Raw genomic sequence first — 23,200 nt, forward strand, 5'->3', positions numbered from 1 at the left:
AAACCCGGTATTGACGTGGGGCATCCGTTCCCAGCAAATACCCCACCCGGGTAGATCAATATGAGCCCACCCTCGGCAGGTGGTCCCATTTCTCAAAACAAACGAGCCGCGAGTCCTGTCCCCAACCCGGAGGAGCCAACCCTTGGCCCTTTGGGGCCGACATCCGGAAGCGTGCGTCTAAGGGAGCGTCACGTCCGCCCAGCGGGCGTCTTCGCGACCGAGCACGCGGAGGATGCCGGCCCCAACGGCCGCCAGGCCGCAACCGAGCCCGCAGAGGACGTCAGGCCCGCCGGGCGAACTCCTCGAGGCTTAGCCGAGGTTCGCGACCTCCGGGTAAAGCGGGTGTGCTTCGGCGAGGGTCTCGACGCGGTGACGCAGCCCCGTGAGGTCCGCGTCGGCGTCGGCGATCAACGCTTCGGCGATGATGTCCGCAACCTCGCGGAAGGCTGCTTCGCTGAAGCCGCGCGTCGCAAGCGCCGGGGTGCCGATGCGCAGGCCGGAGGTGACCATCGGTGGGCGGGGGTCGAACGGAACGGCGTTGCGGTTGACGGTGATGTCGATCGCGGCGAGGCGGTCTTCGGCTTGCTGGCCGTCGAGTTCGCAGTCGCGCAGGTCCACGAGGACCAGGTGCACGTCGGTGCCGCCGGAGACCACGGAGATGCCCGCCGCTGCGACGTCGGGCTGGACCAACCGCTCGGCGAGGATCCGTGCGCCCGCCAGGACGCGCGACTGGCGCTCACGGAATTCCTCGGACGCGGCGATCTTGAACGCTACGGCCTTGCCCGCGATCACGTGCTCCAGGGGTCCGCCCTGCTGGCCCGGGAACACCGCGGAGTTAATCTTCTTGGCGATGTCGGCGTCGTTGGAGAGGATGATGCCGCCGCGCGGACCGGCGAGGGTCTTGTGCGTGGTGGACGTGGTGACGTGGGCGTGCGGGACGGGCGAGGGGTGCAGGCCCGCGGCCACGAGGCCCGCGAAGTGCGCCATGTCCACCATCAGGTACGCGCCAACTGAGTCGGCGATCCGGCGGAACTCGGCGAAGTCCAGCTGCCGCGCATAAGCGGACCAGCCGGCCACAATCAAAGCAGGCTTGTGCTGCTGCGCCAGCGCCTCCACCTCGGCCATGTCCACGGTGTGGGTGTCCTCGCGGACGCCGTACGGGACCACGTTGTACAGCTTGCCGGAGAAGTTGATCCGCATGCCGTGCGTGAGGTGGCCGCCGTGAGCCAGGTTCAGGCCCATGATGGTGTCGCCCGGCTTGATGAGCGCGTGCATCACGGAGGCGTTGGCCTGCGCACCGGAGTGCGGCTGGACGTTGGCGTAGTCGGCGCCGAACAGCGATTTGATGCGGTCGATCGCGAGCTGTTCGATCACGTCAACGTGCTCGCAGCCGCCGTAGTAGCGCTTGCCCGGGTAGCCCTCGGCGTACTTGTTGGTCAGCACCGAACCCTGGGCCTGCATTACGGCAACGGCGGTGTGGTTCTCGGAGGCGATCATTTCCAGGCCACCGCGCTGGCGGCCGAGTTCGTCGTCGATCTTTGCCGCGATCTCGGGGTCCAGGGAGGCGAGGTCGGCATCCAGCGACGCCGATACAACCTGCTCGAACTCACTCACTGATACCGGGTTCACAGTTCGCCTCCGTTGGCTGCTGCGTATTCCTCGGCCGTCATCAGCGGGCCTTCTTCAGTGGCGGCGACTTTGAACAGCCAGCCGGCACCGTAGGGGTCGTTGTTGATGAGTGCCGGATCGTCGACCACGGCGTCATTGATCTCGGTCACCTCACCGGTCACGGGTGAGTACAGGTCGGAGACGGACTTGGTGGACTCCACCTCGCCGCAGGTCTCCCCCGCGGTCACCGTGGAGCCGACCTCGGGCAGGTCCACGTACACGATGTCACCCAGGGCGTCCGCAGCAACGGCGGAGATTCCAATACCCACCGGCCCGTCGCCATCTGCAGCAACCCATTCATGCTCAGCCGAGTACTTCAGCTCGGCAACAACTTTGCTCATATCAGATCCTTCTCTCGTGACTACTTTTGGCGCTTGTAGAAAGGCAGCGCGACGACTTCGAACGGCTCCGCCTTTCCGCGGAGGTCGACGTCAACGGTGGTGCCCGGGGCGGAATGCTCGACGTCGACATACGCCAACGCGACCGGGTAACCGAGCGTGGGACTCGGCTGGCCGGAGGTCACCTCTCCGATCAGGGAACCATCCTTGAGGACCGGGTAATGACCGCGGGCCGCGCGACGTCCGGTGCCTTTGAGGCCGACGAGTTTTTGCCCGATCGTGGTTCCAACACCGGCAGCCTTGATGGCAGCCAGTGCTTCCTTGCCCACGAAGTCACCCTCCTTGGACAGCGCCACCACGGGACCGAGCCCGGCTGCGTAGGCGTTGACGTGCCGGGAGAGTTCGTTGCCGTAGAGCGGCATCCCGGCTTCCAAGCGGAGGGAGTCACGGGCGGCCAGGCCTGCGGGGATGAGTCCGTGGCCTTCGCCGGCTTCGAGCAGCGCCTCCCAGAGTGCAGGTGCGTCCGCGTTCGGCACGTAGATCTCGAAGCCGTCCTCGCCCGTGTATCCGGTACGTGCGAGCAACAGTTCCTCTCCGGCAATCGAGACCTCAACGGCTGCGTAGTACTTCAGTTCCGTGACCAGTGAGTGCTGCTCGGCCGGAACCAGGCGCAACAGGATCGTTTCAGCAAGAGGGCCCTGGACCGCGATGAGGGACGTCTCAGCGGAAGCGTCCTCAACAACAACGTCGAACCCGGCAGCGCGCTCGGACAGGGCCGCTGCAACCATCTTGGCATTGCCGGCGTTCGGCACCACGAGGAACTTCTCCGGACCACGACGGTACGTGATCAGGTCGTCGATGATCCCGCCGTCGGAATCGCAGATCAACGAGTACTTCGCCTTCCCGTCAGCGATCGCGGACAACTTGCCCACCAAGGCGTAGTCCAGGAACGCGGCAGCTTCCGGTCCTGTCACCCAGACTTCGCCCATGTGGGAGAGATCGAACAGGCCAGCGGCGTTACGGACTGCGTGGTGCTCGGCGAGTTCGGAGGTGTACTTGAGGGGCATCTGCCAGCCACCGAAGTCCGTGAAGGAGGCGCCGGCTTTCTTGTGCTGCTCGAAGAGAGCGGTGTAGTTCTCAGACATAGTCGGGTTCCTTAGTTCTGAAAGTCTTCGATCGGAGGGCAGGAGCAGACCAGGTTCCGGTCACCCGCCGCACCGTCAATCCGGCCCACCGGCGGGAAGTATTTGTCCTGCTTGAGGCTCGGCACCGGGAAGACGGCCTGCTCACGCGGGTAGTCGCGCTCCCAAGCGGAACTCACGACGGCGGCTGCCGTGTGCGGTGCGTTGCGAAGCGGGGAGTTCTCCACGGAGAAATCACCGGCAGCAACCTGCTCGATCTCGGCGCGGATGGTGATCATGGCCTCGATGAAGCGGTCGATCTCGGCGAGGTCCTCGGACTCCGTCGGCTCCACCATGAGAGTGCCGGCAACCGGGAACGCCAAGGTCGGGGCATGGAAGCCGAAGTCGATGAGGCGTTTGGCCACGTCCTCGGCCGTGACACCGGTGCGTGCCGTCAGTTCGCGCAGGTCCAGGATGCACTCGTGGGCCACGAGTCCACCTTCGCCCGTGTAGAGGACCGGGAAGTGCTCGTCCAGGCGGGAAGCCACGTAGTTCGCGGCCAGCAGTGCCGACTTGGTGGCCTCGGTCAGCCCTTCGCCGCCCATGAGCTTCACGTAGGCCCAGGAAATCGGGAGCACACCGGCCGAGCCGAAGCGCGAAGCCGAGATGGCCACACCACCCTCGGAGGAAGCATTGTTGGCATCACCGGGCATGAACGGGGCCAGGTGCGCCTTCGCAGCAACGGGACCAACACCGGGTCCGCCACCGCCGTGCGGGATGCAGAAAGTCTTGTGCAGGTTCAGGTGGGACACGTCCCCGCCGAACTTGCCCGGCTGTGCCAAGCCAACGAGCGCGTTGAGGTTGGCACCATCCACGTACACCTGTCCGCCGGCCTCGTGGACCGCGTCGCAAACCTCGCGAACGTCAGCGTCGTAAACACCGTGGGTGGACGGGTAGGTGATCATGATGGCCGAGAGAACGTCGCGGTTGGCCTCGATCTTCGCAGCCAGGTCAGCGTGGTCAATCGTGCCATCGGCAGCGGTAGCCACCACGACCACCTTCATGCCGGCCAGCACTGCCGAAGCGGCGTTGGTGCCGTGGGCGGAAGCCGGAATCAAGCAGACGTTGCGCTGGTCATCCCCGCGCGACAGGTGGTAGCCGCGGATCGCGAGCAAGCCTGCAAGCTCACCCTGGGAACCGGCGTTCGGCTGGATGGACACCTGGTCGTAGCCGGTGATTTCGGTGAGATCGGCTTCCAGACCGGAGATCAGCTCACGCCAGCCCTCGGTCTGGGAATCCGGGGCGAACGGGTGGATCGAAGCGAACTCCGGCCAAGAGATAGCCTCCATCTCAGCCGTGGCATTCAGCTTCATGGTGCACGAACCCAACGGAATCATGGTCCGGTCCAGCGCGAGGTCCCGGTCGGACAGCTTGCGGATATAGCGCAACAGCTGGGTCTCGGAACGGTGCGTGTTGAACACCGGGTGCTGCAGGAAGTCGGAAGTGCGGACTACGTCGGACGGCAACTCGAACCCGGCTGCGTCCCCTACCGGACCGGCACCGAAGGCGACGGCGACTGCGGAGAGGACTTCCGGCGTCGTGGTTTCATCAACGGAAACGCCCACGGTGTCAGCGTCGATGTAGCGGAGGTTGATACCACGTGCCTCGGCCGCGCCGATCACCTTGTCCGCCTTGCCGGGAACGCTGACGGTGAGGGTGTCGAAGAAGGAGTCGGAGACGAGTTCACGGCCTGCCTTCTGCAGGGCGGTAGCAAGCACGCGGGCGTTGCCGTGGACGGTCTCGGCGATCGACTTGAGGCCCTCGGGGCCGTGGTAGACGGCGTACATCGAGGCAACGATCGCGAGCAGGGCTTGTGCCGTGCAGATGTTGGACGTGGCCTTTTCGCGGCGGATGTGCTGCTCGCGGGTCTGCAGGGCGAGGCGGTACGCGGGCACGCCGGCGTTGTCCTTGGAGACACCGACGATGCGGCCCGGAAGCGTGCGCTCCATACCGGTGCGGACAGCCATGTACGCGGCGTGCGGGCCGCCGAAGAACAGCGGGACACCGAAGCGCTGGGCGGTTCCGACGGCGATGTCCGCACCTTGTTCGCCCGGGGGCGTGATGAGCGTGAGTGCCAGCAGATCGGCAGCCACAGTGACCAAGGCACCGCGTTCCTTCGCCGCAGCGATCACGGGGGCGTGGTTGAAGACCCGGCCCGAAACGCCAGGCTGCTGGAGGACGATGCCGTTGATGTCGCCGTCGGGCAGTCCTGCGGAAAGGTCGGCGACCTCAACCTCGAAGCCGAGTGCCTCGGCGCGGCCTTTCACGATCGCGATGGTCTGCGGGAGGAGGTCGGCGTCGAGGACGGTCTTGCCGTCCTTCACAGCTTTGTTGGCGCGGCGCATGAGCAGCACGGCCTCGGCCACTGCGGTGGCTTCATCAAGGAGGGAAGCGTTGGCGATGGGCAGGCCCGTGAGGTCCTGGACCATGGTTTGGAAGTTCAGGAGCGCTTCGAGGCGGCCCTGGGAAATCTCCGGCTGGTAGGGCGTGTAAGCGGTGTACCAGGCCGGGGATTCGAGGATGTTGCGGCGGATGACCGGGGGCGTGATGGTGTCGTAGTAGCCCTGGCCGATCATCTGGACGGCGGTTTTGTTCTTCGCCGCGAGCTTGCGGAGTTCGGCCAGGACCTGGGTCTCGCTCAGCGCCTTTTGCAGGGCGAGCGGCGATGACTGGCGGATGGAATCGGGAACGGCCACGTCAACCAAGCCATCGACGGAGTCGTAGCCGATGGCCTTGAGCATGGTCTCAACATCGGCCTGGCGACGGGCGCCGATATGCCGGTCCGCGAAAGCGGTTGGGGAGGATTTAACAGTCAAGAGGAACTCCAGGATTCAGGCGCCCGCTGAGCGCCATGGTGAATATGGGTTCCTCCCCGCTCTGTATTGGACCTGAGAGATTCCGTGGACTGTGTTCTTGGCAAGGTCCACTTGCACCGTCGGTGAGCCCGGTTGCCCGGACTGCTTTCCAGAGTTGCCTCGCCGCGGCGGTACATGGGCCTGAGAGATTCCTGGGGAGGATTTGCTCCTACGGCGCCTGACTGGATGTACCCGGCAGGACTCTCCCGCCGCAGATCAAAAGCGTGTGCGCCACCTCGGTGACACGCTTCACACCATAGCGGCTGGTCGCTGACAATGGCAAGGCGGACGTTTCCCGCTGGGTTTGAATAAGGGCCTAACCGTGCATCGCCTCGTGGATTTGCAAGGCCAGCCAGAGCTGCGCCAGCGTTGAGGTTTCACCCATATCCAGGCCTGTAAGCTCACCGATTTTCCGGATCCGGTAGATGATGGTTTGCCGGTGCGTGAAGAGGGCGGAAGCCGTCTTTTGCCACGAGCGTTGTGAGTTGAGATAGGTTTTCAGCGTGACCATGAGGTCACCGTCCTGGCGCTGCTCGTATTCGAAAACCGGGCCCAGGAGCCGCTGGACCAATGCGCTTCCTTCCTCGAATCCGGTCAAACCCAGCCAGCTTGGCCCTTGGGCGTACCGGGCGAGCCCCAGTTTGTTCGCCTTGGCCGAACCCAGCGCCCACAACGACTCCTGCAAGGCCTGTTGAAGCCCGCCCACCGCGGATGCGGAGCTCACACCGATGGTGGTTCCCAAGCCCGCACAGTGGATCAGCAACTCGTCCGCCAAGTCCGCCGCGACCACCACGTGGAGCCGGTCGTTCCGCCTCAGTGAAGCGGCCGATGTCCCATGCCGCCAGAGTTCGATGTGCACGCTTGCCAGCCTGTCGGCGTCGTCCGCCGACATCGAGGCGACCACGAAGCGTTGCGGAGGTACCTCGAAAGCCTCCAGCCGCCGTTCCATTTCGGCCGTGCCAAGGCGCCCGTCAAGCGCCTGCAAAAGGAACTCACCGGCCAGCCGGTGGCGGCCTTCGAGCGAGAGGACAATCCGGGCCAACTGCAGTCCCAGCACGGTCGCGGCATGCAGGAGCACGACGGCGTCAGGGTGCAGTTCACTGCCCGGCAGCACCACCAGCAGCGCGTTGGCATGGGTGGGAATGTCCATGGTGAGGACGTGCCGGCCGCGGATCCGGTGCCACTGGAAGTTCTTGCCCGCAACCGAGACCTGGCCCGGGTGCGGCGACCATTCCTCCACAAGGAATTCCGGCAGGGACTGCCCCTCGGGGTGCCATGGATGGAGGCAACGGCGGTCCACCACGAACAGCTCCGAATCCAGCTCCGTGGCGAGCCGCAGCACCAGGCTTTGCCAGTGGTCCTCCGAGGCGCCGGCCGTGCGGAGGAGGTCGTACACCCGGGCCGTCTGCCGAAGCCGCCGCGATTCCTCAAGCAGCGACGACTCGGCCACGGACCGCGCAATGGCGATGAACGGGAGCGGGTACGGGATGTTGATCAGGGGCAGGGGAAGCCGGTCGCAGGCCTGCAGGAATTCCTCCGTCAGCGGCGGCGCGTGCATCTTCTCGCCAATCGCCAACGCACTGGCACCCGCGTCCACCAAGGCCTCTGCGAGCGCCACCTGCCCCTCCGGATCAGCCGGGATGGAGAGCCCGTTGGTCATCATGAGCTCCCCGCCGGTGACCCACTCCCACAAGCGCGGGAGGTCTGAGGTGTGTGCCCAGGTGATGCGGTTGCCTGTTCCGTCCGCGCCGGCCAGAAGGGTCAGCGCGAGCTGCGGCTCGGCGACGAGTTCGGCGACGGTGATGGCCATGGATGATGACTCCTGGGTCTTGTTTCGGGGCGTTTAGACGTTTGTCTAAACGCCCCGACCATTTGTAGTCAATGTACCGCTATCCGCAGTGATCGGGGTCACCAAGAATTGAGTTATGCACTTCCCGCTCAACGGCGAGCACCCAGCTACTCGAAGGATTCAGCCATGACCACGCACCAGCCCATCGGCCCCGTAGACGCAACCAAGGTTCCCCGCTACGCCGGCCTCGGCACCTTCGCCCGACTCCCCCAGATCGACCGCGTTCCGGACTATGACATCGCCATTGTCGGCGTGCCGTTCGACGGCGGAACCTCCTTCCGGCCCGGCGCCCGTTTTGGTCCTGCCGCGGTTCGCGAGGCATCGCGTCTCCTGCGCCCGGGCTACCATCCGGAGCTCGACGTCGAGCCGGTGTACGAAGCCCAGGTTGTTGATGCAGGCGACATCGCCTGCACCCCTTACGACATCACCCGGGCTGTCCGCGAGATCGAGGAACAGGCGCTGCCGCTCATCAGCGAATCGAAGCGCTTGGTATCCATCGGCGGCGACCACACCATTGCCCTGCCGATGCTGCGGGCACTGAACAAGGTCCATGGACCGGTCGCACTCCTGCATTTCGACGCCCACCTGGACACGTGGGACACGTACTTCGATCAGCCAATCACGCACGGCACCATCTTCCGCCGCGCCTTCGAAGAGGGGCTGCTTGTGGAGGACAAGTCGATGCATGTGGGTATCCGCGGACCGGTATATGACCGCAACGACTTCCTCCGGGACCACGAGTTCGGCTTCCAGATCATCCGCTGCTCGGACCTGGACGTCATGGGTGTTCCGGCGGCGATCGAGCGGGTCAAGGAACGCCTTGGCGACACGCCTGTCTATGTCTCGATCGACATCGACGTCCTGGACCCTTCCTACGCTCCCGGCACCGGCACCCCGGAGATGGGCGGGCTCCACTCCCGCGAACTCCTTGCCCTGCTCCGCGGTTTGGACGGCATCAACATCGTCGGAGCAGACGTGGTGGAAGTCGCTCCCGCCTACGACCACGCAGACATCACCACGGTGGCCGCAGCCACGCTGGTCTTCGACCTCCTCGCCCTGATGGTCAACCGGAGCAAGGCCTCCGAAATCCGTGAACTCGAATCGGTGTCCCGGAGCGCATCATGAGTACGCTGTCATCCACGAAACAGGCAACAGAGGTTCCGCGGCTTGAGGACAAGACCATCCAGCCGATTCCCCTCAACGAACGCCACGGCAAGGCCCGGGACCTGTTCACCATCTGGTTTGGTTCCAACATCATGATCATGACCATCGTGACCGGCGGCCTCGCAACCACGGTGTTCGGTTTGAGCTTCATCCCCGCGATCGTCGGCATCATCATCGGCAACCTGCTCGGCGGCATTTTCATGGCCCTGCACTCTGCTCAAGGACCCCAGCTCGGGGTTGCCCAGATGATCCAGACCCGCGGCCAGTTCGGTTCGTTCGGCGCCCTGTTGATCGTGGTGATCGTGGTGGTCATGTACGTGGGATTCTTCGCCGCCAACCTGGTGTTCGGCGGCGAAGCGTTGGCCGCCGTCAGCCCGGGAATCAGCGTTGACGCGGGCATCATCATCATCGGTGTGGTCAGCGTCATCGCCACGATCTTCGGCTACCGGCTCATTCACGCCTACGCCCGTATTTTGAGCGTAGCGGCAGGCTTGGCGCTGCTGCTGGCTTTCGGCTGGATACTCCTTGTGCATGGTCTTCCAGCCAACTTCCTGGAGCAAGGCAACTTCAACTGGGTGGGCTTCATGGGCACCATCTCCGTCTCGGCCCTGTGGCAATTGGCTTACGCGCCCTACGTTTCAGACTATTCCCGCTACATGCCGCAAGGCACGGGGTCCGCCCCGGCCTTCTGGGCTTCTTACTCAGGCTGCGTACTGGGTACGCTCTTCCCCATGCTCCTGGGCGCCTTGGTTGGCACCTTGGCAGTGTCCATGAGCACCGGCGACGTAGAGATCGTCGGCAGCCTGGGCACCCTCCTTCAACCCTGGACACTGGTCATCGTCGGCATCTTCTGCCTGGGCGTAGCAGCCTCCAACGCCATGAACCTCTACTGCGGCGTCCTCTGCGCACTGACCATCGGACAGACCTTCAAGCCCACCTGGCTTCCCCGCGCGAAAACCCGCAGCGTGGCCGCCGTCGTGCTCTTTATCCTTGCTGTCTCCATCGCCCTGTTCGCCCGCGACAACTTCATCCTCTTCTACACCAACTTCCTGTCCTTCCTGATGTACGTCCTGGTCCCCTGGACCGCCATCAACCTGGTGGACTACTACCTGCTGCAGCACGGCGAATACCGCGTAGAGGACTTCTTCAAACGCGACGGCGGCGTGTACGGGCGGTTCAATTGGGTCGCCATCGGTTCGTACATAGCAGGCGCCCTGATCCAGGTGCCCTTCTCGGCAACCGCGATCTACACCGGGCCGCTGGCTGCGGCCATGGGCGGTGTGGACATCTCCTGGATCGTCGGCCTGGTGGTCGTCGCACCGCTTTACTACGTTGCGGCCCGCCTGTTCGGCAAGAAGACAGAAGCCGCCCCCTTTCCATCCAGCTCCCTCACCCCTGACCTCATCTGACCAGACCTCATCTGAAAGCGAAGCATCATGACCACCACCCAGTCCGAGACGTTCACCGTCCACCGTGCCGAAGGCACCTCCGATGTCTCCGCGGTCCTTCCGCCCATCGGGCACTTCATGAATGGATCCTTCGTTCCCGCCGCTGCTTCCGGCAACCTGATCGACGTCGTCAATCCCGCCACCGAGGAAATCATCACCTCTGTCCAGGCGGGCACCGCGGCCGATGTGGACGCCGCGGTGGCAGCCGCCGTCGAAGCCCAGAAAACCTGGGGTGCCACCACCCCTAAGGAGCGCGCGGACGTCCTGAACCTCATAGCGAACATCATCGAAGCCAACCGCGAGGCCTTTGAAGTCATCGAGTCCGCCAACACAGGCAAGCCATTGGCGGTTGCCGAGGACGATGTGACCAGCACCATCGACACTTTCCGCTTCATGGCCGGCGCTTCCCGAACCCTGACCTCCATGGCCGGCGGGGATTACGCAACAGACCACACCTCCGTGATCATTCGTGAGCCGGTGGGCGTGGTTGGCGTCATCACCCCGTGGAACTACCCGCTCCTCATGGCCGCCTGGAAGATCGCGCCTATCCTGGCTGCTGGCAACAGCATCGTCATGAAGCCCTCGGAACAGACGCCGCTCTCCACGCTGAAGCTCGTCGAACTCCTGGCCGGACGCATCCCGGACGGCATCCTCAATGTCGTGACCGGGCAGGGCCGGACAGTGGGCCAGCGGTTGTCGGAACACCCCGACATCGCCCTGGTTGCCCTGACCGGCAGCGTCGTCAGCGGCCAGGCAGTTGCCGAAACGGCAGCCCGATCCGTCAAGCGCGTCCACCTTGAGCTGGGCGGCAAGGCTCCCGTTGTGGTGTTTCCCGACGCCGACCTCCGGGCTGCCGCTGCCGGCGTCCGGAACGCCGGGTACTGGAACGCGGGCCAGGACTGCGGTGCAGCCTGCCGTGTGCTGGTCCACGAGTCGGTGGCCGAGGAATTCACCCAACACCTGGTTGAAGAGGTGGGTTCGCTGGTGGTGGGTGCCCCGGATGCCGGGGACACGGTGGAGATGGGCCCCATGATTTCCCGGCCGCACTTCGAACGCGTCAAGGAAGCGCTGGCAGAAGCCCGTTCCGCGGGACTGACCATCGCCCTTGGTGGGTCCGCCATTGAAGGGACCGGCTTCTTCATCGAACCGACCGTCATCACCGGTGTTCCGGCGGGAGCGCCCATAGCGACGCACGAGATCTTCGGTCCGGTTGTCACTGTTGAGACCTTCAGCAGCACCGAGGAAGCCGTGACCCGCGCCAACGAGAGCCCTTACGGCCTCTCCGCCTCCGTGTGGACCAAGGATTCCAGCCTTTCACTCCGCGTCCCCAAGCAGTTGGACTTCGGCACGGTATGGGTCAACGCCCACCTGGTGCTGGCGAACGAGGTTCCCTGGGGCGGGTTCAAGGGTTCCGGCTACGGCCGTGACCTCTCCCTCTACGCCCTGGATGACTACTCCCGGACCAAGCACGTCATGATTAACCACGGCGCGTAAGCCCCACTACGCGAAACCAGAGAAGCAACGGAGCTTTGTGAAATGACCACTGTGAACCCCATCGTTCCCTCGGCACCGCCTGCAGCCACGCCGTCGGCCCCTTTCCGGACCGAGGTCCCGTGGACCAACTGGGGCGGCAACCAAACCTCGACTCCCGCCTTCACCGTCCAGCCAAGGAATGAGCAGGAGACTCTCGACGCCGTACGGTTCGCCATCCGCGAGGGCCTGTCGGTGCGGGCGGCTGGCTCGGGACATTCGTCCTCTCCCCTGGTGCAGACCGGTGGCGTCCTGCTGGACATGTCCAAGCTCACCGGGATCACCGGAACGGACCGCTTGAATCACCGTGCCCGGGCCTTGGCCGGAACCACCATCAACGCTTTCGGCGACCCGCTCTGGGAGCAGGGCCTCGCGCTCAGCAACCAGGGCGACATCGACAAGCAGCAGATCGCCGGGGCCTTGGCCACCAGCACCCACGGATCCGGTAAGGACCTTGGAAGCTTCTCGTCAAAGCTGCGCTGGGTGAAACTGATCAACGGCTACGGCGAGATAGTGGAGATCGGCGACGGACAGCTTCGCGAACTCCGTGCGGCCCAGGTGGCTTTGGGGACTTTGGGGATCTTCCTTGAGGTCGAACTCGAGGTGGATGACAAGTACTACCTGCAGGAGGAAATCACCTATCCCACGTGGTCCGAAACGGCAGCTACCTGGCAGGAAGACATCGACTCCAACCGGCACTACTCCTTCCTGTGGTGCCCCGGGGAAGACTCGTGCGAACTTCTGGACCTGCCAGGCTCACCCGATCACAATATGGCGGACCGCAGCTACACCAAGCGGTACAACGTGGCTTCGGTCCCGGACGAGTCGGGCCTCTCCACCATCGAGGGCGCACGCCTGGACCGTTCATACCGGATCTACCCGGGTGGGTTCACCACGCAGTTCCACGAGCTCGAATACTTTGTCCGCAGCGAGGACGGGCTGGCGGCCACGGAAGCCATCCAGGACCTGATCCGCTCCAAGCACCCTGACCAGAAGTACCCCGTGGAAGTCCGCTGGGTGAAGGCCGACGATGCCTACATGTCACAGTTCCAGGGCCGCGACAGCACGGTCATTACGCTCACCACCAAGCCCGGGACGGACTACTGGCAGTTCTTCCGCGACGCCGACGCCGTGCTCCAGGACTTCGAACCAAGGGCACACTGGGGCAAGATCCACTTCATGACCCGGAGCCGGCTGGAACGCCTCTACCCGGAGCTGGACACGTTCCTCCAGGTTCGCCGTGAGTTCGACCCCCGCGGCATCTTCCTCAACGACCACACCCGGGCCCTGTTCGGTTAGGGCGTGCAAAGGATCTGAGCGAGCATCCGCAAAATTGGGCCGGGATGTGAGCGGGCATCCATCACTGCCGATGCTCGCTCACATCCCGGCCGCATTTTCCGATCGCTCTCTCGCCCCGCTGCACCTTCTTGAAACCCCGCAGTGGTAGTTTGATCTCTGCTTGAGCCATACGCCCCGCACCAATCAGAGGACATGACATGTTTAAGGGTTTCAAGGACTTCATACTCCGCGGCAACGTGATCGAGCTGGCCATCGCCGTCGTTATCGGCAGTGCCTTCACCGCGTTGGTCACCGCATTCACCAACAACATCATCAACCCCGTGATCGCCGCAGCAGGTGGTGTGAATGCGGATGGCCTGGGCTTCCGCATCTGGCAGGACAACCCGGCCACCTTCGTCAACCTGGGTGCTGTGCTGACGGCACTGGTGACGTTCCTGATCACCGCCGCAGTGGTCTACTTCATCTTTGTGGCGCCCATGAACAAGATCAATTCAATGGTCAAGGACCGCCTGGCCACCGAGGAGCCGGAGGAAGAACCGCTTCCGGCCGACACTGCTCTCCTGGCAGAAATCCGCGACCTGCTCAAGGAAGGCGCTGCCAACGCGCGCACCGACCGCAACCTGGACGACGACCTGGACTCTGACCGCATCCGCTAAGGGAGCCGCGGCATTCATTCCCTGTTGCATGCCGTTCACTCCTCGTCGATCTGTTCCAACAGCTTCCCGAGGGCGTCGCGGATGTCGTCGTAGTCGTATTGTCCGGCCCGGCTTTCGGCTGAGATGACTCCGCAGCGGTGGATCTTCTTGAAATCACCGATGGGAAACTTATAGTGCCCCTTTTGGTCGTCGGGGTGTTCATCGTCGACGCCGAGGTACCACTTTCCGTAGTCAGCGAAGCCGTGCTTGTCCAGGAACGCGTTCTCGTCCTTGGTTGAAGGCGAGTGCTCGCTCCAGTCATCCCGTTCGTCTTTGGCTACCTTGCCATCCCGGATCAGGTGTTTGGCGTGGTCGAACGCCTTCTTGTTGAGCTTCACGGTCACTTGGCAACCTCCTGTTGGGTGGATGGCAACGCACGTACGGAACAGCTTAGAACGACGCCGGATGGCCGGGAAGGGTGCGCGGAGCAGGCTGGGATCCTGCGCGCGGGGCGGTTTGCATCCTAAAATTGGAGGTGCGGTGAGGTGCCGTATCGAGCCCGGCCGCCGCGTCTGAAACGGAGTCCGCCATGCTCAAGATGCTGCTCTGCAAACTGAATCTCAGCCACGACTGGCACATCGAAAGCACCGAGGATGGCGAGCGTTACAGGCGATGCCGGCGCTGTGGCAAGTATGAAACCGAACGGGATTCAAGCGGCTTCATGCACTGACCGGGAAACCGGAGCAGACTACAACCCCTTCACCGCGCCCAGAACCTTGGTCAACGATTCCTTGGCATCCCCGAACAACAGGGTGGTCTGTGGTTCGTACAGGAGCTCATTTTCGATCCCCGCGAAGCCCGGCCGCATGGAGCGTTTGAGGAACACCACCTGCCGGGCGTCAGCAACTTCCAGGATGGGCATGCCGTAGATCGGTGAGCCGGACGTGGTCTTTGCTGCCGGGTTCACCACATCGTTCGCGCCCACCACCAGGGCGACATCGGCGGTCTTGAACTCGGAGTTGATGTCGCCCATTTCCTTCAGCGACTCGTAGGGCACATTGGCCTCGGCCAGCAACACGTTCATGTGGCCGGGCATGCGTCCTGCCACGGGATGGATGGCGAAGTCCACCTCGATACCCCTCGATTCCAGTGCTTGGGCGAGTTCTGCGGCCGTGTGCTGGCCCTGTGCCACAGCCAGTCCGTAGCCGGGGACGATGATCACCCGTTGTGCGTAGCCAAGGAGAACCGCCACGTCTTCCGCACTGGACGAGCGGACCGGCCGCTCGCTGACAGCGGTGGACCCCGCCGTCGAACCTCCCTTGAAGGCACCAAAAAGGATCCCGGCGACGCTGCGTCCCATGGCCGCGGCCATGGCCCGGGTGAGGATTGTTCCGGAAGCCCCAACCAGCGTGCCCGCCACCACCAGGAGCACGTTGCCCAGCACCAGGCCGGACGCCGCCACCGCCAGGCCGGTGAACGCGTTGAGCAGGGAGATGACGATCGGCACATCGGCCCCACCCACGGGAAGCACCAACAGGACCCCGGCCACCAGGCCCAACACCAGCAGAACAAGGGCCAGCGGAAGTGAGCCGTTCAGGACCACCACCACCGACGCCGCCACGGCGGCCACCAGTACCCCGGCCATCAGCCAGGGCAAGCCGGGGAAGGTGACCGGTCGCGTGGTCATGAGGCCCTGCAGCTTGGCGAATGTCACCGCCGAACCCGAGAAAGACACCGCGCCCACCAGGAGGGTGAAGACAATTGCCACCCGCACCCACTCGTCGCCGGCGTGCGCCAACTCCAGCAGGGCGACCAGCGCAGCAGCCCCACCACCAACGCCGTTGAACAGCGCCACCAGTTGCGGCATTTGCGTCATCTGCACGCGCCGGGCCACAGGTGCCGCCACGCCGGACCCGACCGCGATCGCCCCCAGTATCCATGGCACGTTATCCAACCGCACGGAAACGAAGACGGTGACCACCGCCAGTAGAGCGCCGAAGGCCCCGATCACATTGCCTCGCCTGGCCGTCTTCGGCGAACTCAGACCCTTCAGCGCCAGGATGAAGCACACCGCGGCCGCCAAGTAGAGAAGCGCGGTCCAATGAGGGTCCAGGAGCGTCACCGGCCACGCTCCTCAGCGGCTTTTGCGGCAGGCTCGCCGCGTTCAACGTTCGACGGCGGCCGCTGCCGTCCGCGGAACATCTCCAGCATGCGGTCGGTCACCACGAAGCCACCGACGAGGTTGGCCGTGGCAAGGACAACTGCCAGGAGTGCAACCACCAGGACAAGCGGCTCCGCGGCCTGCCCGGCAACGATGATGGCACCCACCAGAATGATGCCGTGGATGGCGTTGGCGCCGGACATCAGCGGGGTGTGCAGCGTGCTGGATACCTTGGAAACCACTTCAAAACCCACGAATACCGCCAGCACGGTGATCGTGAGCAGGCTCAAACCATCCATCAGTGCACTCCTTCACCTGGCTTGCCCAACGTCTCCCCGGCGAGTCCCGCTACAGCCTCCGCCGTGGGCGCGTGGCGGATGACGCCGTCGTGGGTTAAGCAGGTGCCCGCCACCACCTCATCCGAAAAGTCGGGGGACACCACGCCGTCCTGCGTCATCAGGGCGATGAGGTTGGCGACGTTCTTGGCATAAAGCCGGGACGCGTCGGCGGGCATCGCGGACGCCGGGTCCTTGAGGCCAACCAGCGTGACGGTGCCCTGGCCGTCGGCGGCAGGAACGTGGAGATCCTGCCCGGGAACGACGCCTTCAACGTTGCCGCCCGATTCCGCCGCCAGGTCCACCACCACGGAACCGGGCTTCATGGCCTGGACCATCTCGCGGGTTACCAGGAGCGGCGCCCGCCTTCCGGGGACGGCCGCGGTGGTGATCAGTACGTCAGCCTGCGCCACGTGGGGAGCGAGCAGGGCGCGCTGCAGGGTGCCGCGGTCGGCGCTGAGCTCGCGGGCGTACCCGCCGGACGCTTCGGCCGTCTCGAGATCCAGCTTGATGAACGTGCCGCCCATGGACGCAACCTCATCGGCGGACGCCGGGCGGATGTCGTTGGCGGACACCCGTGCACCGAGCCGTTTCGCAGTGCCGATCGCCTGCAAACCCGCCACTCCCGCACCCAGCACCAGGACGCGTGCCGGAGGAATGGTTCCGGCGGCCGTCATGTAGAGCGGGAAGAACCGGGGCAGTCGCATGGCAGCTTCGAGCACGCAGCGGTATCCGGCCACCAGCGCCTGCGACGTCAGGGCATCCATGGACTGCGCCCTGGAGATGCGCGGAACCAGTTCCAGGGCGAAGGACGTGATGCCGCCTGCGGCGAGCGCGTGGACAGTAGGCAACTCGGACGACGGCGACCCCAACCCCACGGTGACCGCGCCCCGGCGGAGGGCTCCGGCCGTCGTCGGGTCCATGGGACGCACGTGGCAGTAGACGTCCACTTCGGACAGGTTCAAGGAAGGCACGACGGCGGCACCCGCCTTCTGGTAGTCAGCGTCGCCATGGCCGGAGGCAAGTCCCGCACCGGACTCGATTTGGACCTCGAGGCCAAGGCCGACGAGTTGCTTGACGGTTTCCGGTGTCGCGGCAACGCGGCGTTCACCGTCGATCCGCTCCCGCGCTATGCCTGCCCTCAACGCCACCCCTCTCCAGAACCGTCCAGAACGTGGATGGCATGAGTCTATGGCGGTGCGCAGGGCGCCGGTAGGGATGGGGAGGTTTGAAAATGTTCGAATTCTGGAATTGGCACGCGGACCGCTGGAACACTGGTGGCAGGTGCCCTGAACGTATCCGGAACGTCTCGGAAGCTGCCGCCCCTGGACCCCCAACGGGATACTCAACGAGGAGACCTTCCATGTCCGTTTCCATGAACCGCCGTCAACTGCTGCAGGCCGGCGGAGTTGCCGGATTGGCAACCGCATTCGCTTCAATGTCGGCAGGTTCCGCCAATGCGGTTCCTACGAACAGCGCAGGTCCGCAAATCACTGACCTGGGCCCCGCCGTCGTGCAGTTCTCGCTGATGAGTTCACTGCTGGTTGGCGACACCGTCTACATCGGCTCACGCAACCTGGATCCGGTGCGCATTATCGGCTTCCACCTGCCCTCGGGACGTGTGACGTCCAGGACCGATCTCGGGTCGGGTTACAGCATCCAGGCCCTGGCGGCCGATCCGAGCGGCCGGTATTTGTACGCCGGAGTGCTGCGCGACGGCGTCGATGGCAAACCCAACATCTACCGCTGGGACCTGAGTACGCCGACGTTACCCGCAGTGGGGGTCGGCGAAACAGGCGACCGCGATATCCGTGCTCTGGCCGTTGCCCCAGATGGCAAGGTGTATGCAGCCGGTGGCGGCCTCACCAGCAAAGCACCCTCCCTGTGGGAATACGATCCTGCAACGGGTGCGGTGTCCAGCTGGGGCGTCCCCGATCCCGGTGCCACCATTGCCCAGTCAATTGCGGCGACGGCGGGTTACGTGTACTTCGGGACCGGCAGCACGCTTGGGGGCGGCAACGGGTCCAGTCCCGGGCGGTTGTTCGCCTTCGATCGCACCACCAAGACGTCCACCAACATCCTCCCGGCCGAGGTCGCTTCCGGAGTCTCGGTGACATCGCTCAGCGTGCTGGATGGGCAGCTCGGCGTTGGCGTGAAGGGTCCAGGAAAGTCCGTACTGATCAATCTCGCCGACCACACCAAGTACACGGTCATTCCCAAGACCGGTGTCATGTTCCGGCAGTTGGGCAATGATGTGTTCTTCGTGAAGGAACCCGGGGTCTGGGCCTACAACATGACGACGAAGAAGATCACGCAAATCCTCACCGAGGATGTCGGTGCGATGTGGGGCCTGGACGTGTACGGAAGCAAGGCGCTGACGGTGTCTTCCTACGACGTGATCGAGATCGACCCCGCGGTCAGGACCGCAGTGAAACACGACCTCACCACAGCCGGCGCTCCGGGCGGACCGCAGCTGTGCATGGGCCTGGCAGCAGGAGCGGGTGACGTTTACGTGGGCGGGACGGGCGTGATCGCCCGGCACCAACTGGCTTCGAACGCTCTGAGCTACCTGCGCGCCACCGGAGAAGCCAAGGACGCCGTGGTGGTGGGTGGGGTCCTCTTCACGGGGCAGTACAACTCCCGGGGAATCTACGCCTTCGACCCCACCACCGGCCAACCGCCGTATCAGGTGGCGGCACTCCCCGCAGGGCAGAACCGGCCCCTCGACGTTTGTTGGGACGCGGTCAACGGGCTGGTCATCGCCGGTGCCCAGAATGACACCGGCGGCGGAGGATGCTTTGCCGCCTACAACCCGGCAACCACACAAGTGGTCACCAAGGTAAACCCCATCGACAACCTGCAGATGGTCCGGGCGGTGGCTACCAAGGACGGTGTGGCATACCTCGGGGGAGACAACATCTACTCCACAGGACCGCGCAGCACCGTGGTGGCGTGGGATCCGGTGGCCAACCAGGAGCTGTGGCGGATCGACCCTGGCCAAAGCACAGGGATCGCCGCCATGGCCATCCATGGCAAATACCTATATGGCATGTCCCGGCGTGCGGCAGGGCTGTTCGTCATAGATCTCGATACCCGCACCGTGGTCCATCGCGGCGACCTCAGCAGTGTCTGCACGGACTTCGGTGCCCTGCAGGTGGCGCGTGGGGTGGTGTACGGGGTTTCCGATACGACCGTCTTCCGCATCGACCCGGTGAGCTTCGCGGTGTCTGTGGTCGTACCCGGCATCAACGGCGGCTGGTACAGCGGCCCGCACATCACCGCGGATGAGGACGGGTTCCTGTATACGCTGCGGGGTCCGAACCTGGTCCGGATTGATGACCAGCAGGCGATGCAGACGATGCGGAAGGCCAGCTGATCCGGGCATAGCCGAAAAGACTCGCCAGTCTCATTCCGTTCCAACCGTTTGCTGGCGCTGCAGCCAGAAACCTGACATCGCCCACAAACACCGAGGAGAAACCCTATGGCAGAAGTCATCATTGTCCGCGACCAGAACGAGGCAGGAAGCATTGCGGCCTCGCTCATTGTTGGGCACCTCGAAAGCAAGCCTGATGCGGTGCTCGGGCTGGCGACTGGTTCAACTCCGCTCTCCACCTACGCCGCCCTGGCCTCGGCTGTCCGGGACCAAGGACTGGATGTCTCCCAGGTCCGCGGCTTCGCGCTTGATGAATACCTCGGAGTGCCGCCTGGCCACCCGCAAAGCTACCGTTCCGTCATCACTTCCGAAGTCGTCGTTCCGCTGGGGCTGACGCCTTCCTTGGTGAAAACACCGCGCGGGACGGGTCCGGAGGTAGAGCAGGCCGGTGACGAGTACGAACACGCGATCCTCGCCGCGGGTGGCATCGACGTCCAGATCCTCGGAATCGGCACGAACGGACACATTGCCTTCAACGAGCCGGGATCCTCGCTGGGCTCCACCACACGCATCAAGGCATTGGCTGCCCAGACCCGTGCCGACAATGCACGGTTTTTCGACTCCGTTTCGCACGTGCCCACCCACTGCATCACACAGGGCTTGGGCACCATCCAGCGTGCCCGGCATCTCATTCTGTTGGCCTTCGGCCCCGCCAAGGCACCCGCAGTCGCCGCCGCATTGGAGGGCCCGGTGTCCGCATCCGTTCCCGGGTCCATCGTCCAGCTCCATCCGCGGGCCACCGTGATCGTGGACGAGGAAGCAGCATCTCTGCTTGAGCACGTCGAATACCATCGGCTGGCCCGTGCCGGCGTGGGCGCGTTGCGGTAGCTTAGGCGCAGAAGCGGTTCCAGCAGAACGGACCGCCTACAAGGGGGCAAAGAATGGGGCAAACAAGCACGTCACGGTGGAAGTCTTTTTGGGAAAAGGGCGGATGGTGGCGGGCTGTGCTGCTCGCTGTCGCGTACTTCGTCCTCTACAACCTGTGTTCGCTGGCGTTCGGTCCGCTGCTGACTGGACTCCCGGACCGGGACAGTGCGGCGTTCATTCTTGTTGTCTACGCGCTGCCGATCCTTGTGGGCTGCGGTCTGCTGGTGCTCTTCGGCTGGTCCGTCGCTTGGCTTAAGGAGCTCTTTGCCCGCCAACCCATCCGCGGCAGGGGCTGGATGTGGATCGCGGTTATTGCGGTCTTGGCGTTCAACATCCTTCGCTTCGCCACCATCGACTACGACTCCGTGGGCTTCGATGTCGTGGCGACGTGGCTTCTGGCCGGTCTCTTCGTCGGCTTCGCGGAAGAAACGCTGACACGTGGCTTCGTCGTCAACCTCCTGAGGAAGGCCCGGTACCGGGAAATCGTGGTGGCCGTTGTCTCGGCAGCGGTCTTCGCTGGCTTGCACGCCGGCAACCTGCTCTCGGGCCAGTCACTGTTCGCCACACTCGTCCAGTTGCTCTACACCTTCGCATTTGGCATCTGCATGTATCTGGCCCTGCGGCTCTCGGGCAGCTTGATTGCGCCCATCCTGCTGCACGCCAGCACCGACCCCAGCATCTTCCTGCAGACCGCACACGCTGCCTCCGGTCCGCTGGCAGCGATCGCCGGCTTGGGCAACATCGTGGTGATCGTCGTGGGACTGGGATCGCTGTTCTTCATCCGAGGGCGGGTGGAAGCCACGGCGTTCGACGCCGCGCTGCAGACCCAGCGCTGACAGGCCGACGGCACGGTTATCGCTTTTCTCCTCCTCTAATGCTCTTTGAGCCTGTTCGCCGGCAGGAGCTGCTGCGGGTTGCTGGCAAGGATGCGTAGCGCGTCCATCGCGGTTGTCCGATCAGCATCGTCAAGGAGTTGCCAGGAGCGGTGGTCCGGATTCTCAAGCACGCTCTGGAGCGGCAGAATGCGGGACCGGTCGCTACCGCCCATCTCTTTCGCGGTGGTCAGTGGCGTCTTGATCGTGGCGCACAAGACCACGGCGTCGTCGAGGTGCCGGTCCCGGTCGCGGGAGTCCTCCCGGTAGGCCGCACCTTTCAAGACCAGGGCACCAAGCGCGTTCGGGATGCTGATGACGACAGACTCGCCGTCGCCGCCGACAAGCCGGCAATTGACGGTCCGCTTCAGCGCTTGCGTGCCGCCGGAGACTTGGAAGGGCTTGCGGCCACCGATGGTGGGAACCTTAGCCTCCGGCAAGTGATCAGCGATCATGACGTCGATCTGCTGCTTGCCGCGGACGAACCGGTGCGCAGGAGCGTCGTGGTCGATGGACCTCTGCAAGGTGTAGCCCAGCCCGGTGAGCGCTGCCGACGCCGACGACGTCGTGGCCGCTCCGGTCTCGATGTGCAGCACGATGTCCACGTCGGCGGTTGGTCGGGAGACGGACAGTCCGGCGGCCGCGGAGTGGAGCTGGACCATGAGGCCGCCCACGAGCGTCCACTGGGTGGAGGGCAGCGTCCTGGCCAGCTCCAGACACTGCGGCCATGGTGGTCCCCCGCCTCCCGGCAGTACGGAGACGTCCCACATTTCCCGACCATTGGCCGCGGCCGCAACGGCCAGGTCAGGCTCAGGCTCAGGCATGAAGCATCTCCTCGATGACGCGCTTACCGGCGCTGCGCTCCCGGGTGGCCAGGGACCCCATCAGATCCACGGCAACGGCGGCGACGGGTGCCCGGCCTTCGGCAAACGGCTCTACCAGCTCGACCTCATGGATGATGGCATTACCGGACTGGTCCTCAACAAGGCCCAACGAATCAGCCAGCGCCTTGGCATCCCCGGCCATGACGTATCCTTCGGCGATGCCGCCTCCGCCGGCCATGCCGAACGTTTCGGCAGTGGATTCGTCACGCATGGCGGCGGCCCCACTGGCGATCAGGTAATGGCCGAGGCGGTCCAGAGCCTCCTGTGTCGCTCTATACCGGAAAGTGCGGTCTTTGTGCCTGGCGAGGCTGCAGACAGCGGCCGCATCGAGACGTCGCAGTCTGCTTTTTAGCCGGGACTTCTCCGACGATGAGATCCACGTGGGGTTCTGCCCGGACAAGAGCGCCAGCGCCGCCCAAGCTGTCTTGGCTGTCCACGCCCGGCCTCGGCGCGTGCCGATTGCGGACAGTCGTTCGAAGGAGGCCGTGTCGAGGAGGATGGACCGGCCCACTCGCCCAGTGACAGTGAGCTGTCCGGATTCGACGAGTTGGCGCACTGACACCTGGGTTATTCCAAGACGTTCCGCGACTTCTGCCGTTGAGAGTCCTTTGATTCCTTCCACGCACTAATGCTCTCTCGCGAAAGTATTAGTGTCAATACACTAAAGCTTTTTTGAGAAAG

General features: G+C 64.4%; 19 protein-coding genes and 1 riboswitch. Of the genes, 8 read left to right on the plus strand and 11 right to left on the minus strand.

Annotated elements, in window-relative coordinates; genetic code table 11:
* Positions 1-309: 309 nt before the first annotated feature.
* The 5 genes from glyA to ACSVIE_RS04595 form a co-directional block, all read right to left on the minus strand.
* Positions 310-1,629 (minus strand): serine hydroxymethyltransferase, encoded by a 1,320-nt coding sequence (glyA, locus tag ACSVIE_RS04575; RefSeq protein ID WP_442423142.1) that lies wholly within the window; start codon positions 1,627-1,629, stop codon positions 310-312.
* On the minus strand, positions 1,626-2,009 hold the full coding sequence (gcvH, locus tag ACSVIE_RS04580; RefSeq protein WP_442423143.1) for a glycine cleavage system protein GcvH: 384 nt from the start codon (positions 2,007-2,009) through the stop codon (positions 1,626-1,628). The genes glyA and gcvH overlap by 4 nt, the downstream gene beginning before the upstream one ends.
* Before the next feature lie 20 nt (positions 2,010-2,029).
* Complete coding sequence (gene gcvT, locus ACSVIE_RS04585; protein WP_442423144.1) at positions 2,030-3,151, minus strand: glycine cleavage system aminomethyltransferase GcvT; 1,122 nt, start codon at positions 3,149-3,151, stop codon at positions 2,030-2,032.
* Positions 3,152-3,162: 11 nt separating this feature from the next.
* Complete coding sequence (gene gcvP, locus ACSVIE_RS04590) at positions 3,163-6,003, minus strand: aminomethyl-transferring glycine dehydrogenase (protein ID WP_442423145.1); 2,841 nt, start codon at positions 6,001-6,003, stop codon at positions 3,163-3,165.
* A gap of 158 nt (positions 6,004-6,161) precedes the next feature.
* Positions 6,162-6,261: riboswitch (glycine riboswitch) on the minus strand.
* A gap of 97 nt (positions 6,262-6,358) precedes the next feature.
* Positions 6,359-7,852: a PucR family transcriptional regulator gene (locus ACSVIE_RS04595; protein WP_426004793.1), complete on the minus strand. Its 1,494-nt coding sequence runs from the start codon at positions 7,850-7,852 to the stop codon at positions 6,359-6,361.
* A gap of 165 nt (positions 7,853-8,017) precedes the next feature.
* On the opposite strand from ACSVIE_RS04595, the gene speB reads away from it, so the two are divergent.
* The 5 genes from speB to mscL all read left to right on the plus strand — a co-directional run bounded on the left by speB (position 8,018) and on the right by mscL (position 13,988).
* Entirely contained in the window at positions 8,018-9,016 is a 999-nt protein-coding gene (gene speB, locus ACSVIE_RS04600; protein WP_426004795.1) for an agmatinase, read from the plus strand.
* Positions 9,013-10,464 carry a purine-cytosine permease family protein gene (locus tag ACSVIE_RS04605; protein WP_426004797.1) on the plus strand — a complete coding sequence of 484 codons (1,452 nt, stop codon included), beginning with the start codon at positions 9,013-9,015 and terminating at the stop codon, positions 10,462-10,464. Before speB ends, ACSVIE_RS04605 begins: the two co-directional genes overlap by 4 nt.
* A 27-nt stretch (positions 10,465-10,491) precedes the next feature.
* Positions 10,492-11,997: an aldehyde dehydrogenase family protein gene (locus ACSVIE_RS04610; RefSeq protein WP_426004798.1), complete on the plus strand. Its 1,506-nt coding sequence runs from the start codon at positions 10,492-10,494 to the stop codon at positions 11,995-11,997.
* Between the two features lie 42 nt (positions 11,998-12,039).
* The gene (locus tag ACSVIE_RS04615) at positions 12,040-13,332 is read left to right on the plus strand and encodes a D-arabinono-1,4-lactone oxidase (protein ID WP_442423146.1); all 1,293 of its coding nucleotides are present in this window, start codon (positions 12,040-12,042) and stop codon (positions 13,330-13,332) included.
* Between the two features lie 197 nt (positions 13,333-13,529).
* Complete coding sequence (gene mscL / locus ACSVIE_RS04620; protein ID WP_426004801.1) at positions 13,530-13,988, plus strand: large conductance mechanosensitive channel protein MscL; 459 nt, start codon at positions 13,530-13,532, stop codon at positions 13,986-13,988.
* A 35-nt stretch (positions 13,989-14,023) separates the two neighbouring features.
* Here mscL and ACSVIE_RS04625 read toward each other — a convergent pair whose 3' ends face one another.
* The 4 genes from ACSVIE_RS04625 to ACSVIE_RS04640 all read right to left on the minus strand — a co-directional run bounded on the left by ACSVIE_RS04625 (position 14,024) and on the right by ACSVIE_RS04640 (position 17,608).
* Complete coding sequence (locus tag ACSVIE_RS04625; protein ID WP_426004803.1) at positions 14,024-14,371, minus strand: hypothetical protein; 348 nt, start codon at positions 14,369-14,371, stop codon at positions 14,024-14,026.
* Between the two features lie 344 nt (positions 14,372-14,715).
* Positions 14,716-16,089: an NAD(P)(+) transhydrogenase (Re/Si-specific) subunit beta gene (locus ACSVIE_RS04630; protein WP_426004804.1), complete on the minus strand. Its 1,374-nt coding sequence runs from the start codon at positions 16,087-16,089 to the stop codon at positions 14,716-14,718.
* Entirely contained in the window at positions 16,086-16,427 is a 342-nt protein-coding gene (locus ACSVIE_RS04635) for an NAD(P) transhydrogenase subunit alpha (protein WP_426004805.1), read from the minus strand. The genes ACSVIE_RS04630 and ACSVIE_RS04635 overlap by 4 nt, the downstream gene beginning before the upstream one ends.
* Positions 16,427-17,608 carry a Re/Si-specific NAD(P)(+) transhydrogenase subunit alpha gene (locus ACSVIE_RS04640; RefSeq protein WP_426007623.1) on the minus strand — a complete coding sequence of 394 codons (1,182 nt, stop codon included), beginning with the start codon at positions 17,606-17,608 and terminating at the stop codon, positions 16,427-16,429. Before ACSVIE_RS04640 ends, ACSVIE_RS04635 begins: the two co-directional genes overlap by 1 nt.
* A 218-nt stretch (positions 17,609-17,826) precedes the next feature.
* Between ACSVIE_RS04640 and ACSVIE_RS04645 the strand changes: the two genes are divergently transcribed.
* The 3 genes from ACSVIE_RS04645 (at position 17,827) to ACSVIE_RS04655 (ending at position 21,599) form a co-directional block, all read left to right on the plus strand.
* Positions 17,827-19,839 (plus strand): hypothetical protein, encoded by a 2,013-nt coding sequence (locus tag ACSVIE_RS04645; protein WP_442423147.1) that lies wholly within the window; start codon positions 17,827-17,829, stop codon positions 19,837-19,839.
* A 105-nt stretch (positions 19,840-19,944) separates the two neighbouring features.
* Positions 19,945-20,724, plus strand: a complete 780-nt coding sequence (locus ACSVIE_RS04650; RefSeq protein ID WP_442423148.1) for a glucosamine-6-phosphate deaminase — start codon at positions 19,945-19,947, stop codon at positions 20,722-20,724.
* A gap of 53 nt (positions 20,725-20,777) precedes the next feature.
* Positions 20,778-21,599 carry a CPBP family glutamic-type intramembrane protease gene (locus ACSVIE_RS04655; RefSeq protein ID WP_442423149.1) on the plus strand — a complete coding sequence of 274 codons (822 nt, stop codon included), beginning with the start codon at positions 20,778-20,780 and terminating at the stop codon, positions 21,597-21,599.
* 35 nt (positions 21,600-21,634) lie between these two features.
* Here the strand turns inward: ACSVIE_RS04655 and ACSVIE_RS04660 are convergent, their stop codons facing one another.
* Together ACSVIE_RS04660 and ACSVIE_RS04665 are read right to left on the minus strand one after the other, a co-directional pair.
* Positions 21,635-22,459, minus strand: coding sequence for a hypothetical protein (locus ACSVIE_RS04660; protein WP_442423150.1), 825 nt, complete (start codon positions 22,457-22,459; stop codon positions 21,635-21,637).
* Positions 22,452-23,141: a helix-turn-helix domain-containing protein gene (locus ACSVIE_RS04665; protein ID WP_442423151.1), complete on the minus strand. Its 690-nt coding sequence runs from the start codon at positions 23,139-23,141 to the stop codon at positions 22,452-22,454. The genes ACSVIE_RS04660 and ACSVIE_RS04665 overlap by 8 nt, the downstream gene beginning before the upstream one ends.
* Between the last annotated feature and the right edge of the window lie 59 nt (positions 23,142-23,200).

Origin of the sequence: Paenarthrobacter sp. NCHU4564, from assembly GCF_052156435.1 — a bacterium.
Classification (GTDB): Bacteria; Actinomycetota; Actinomycetes; order Actinomycetales; family Micrococcaceae; genus Arthrobacter.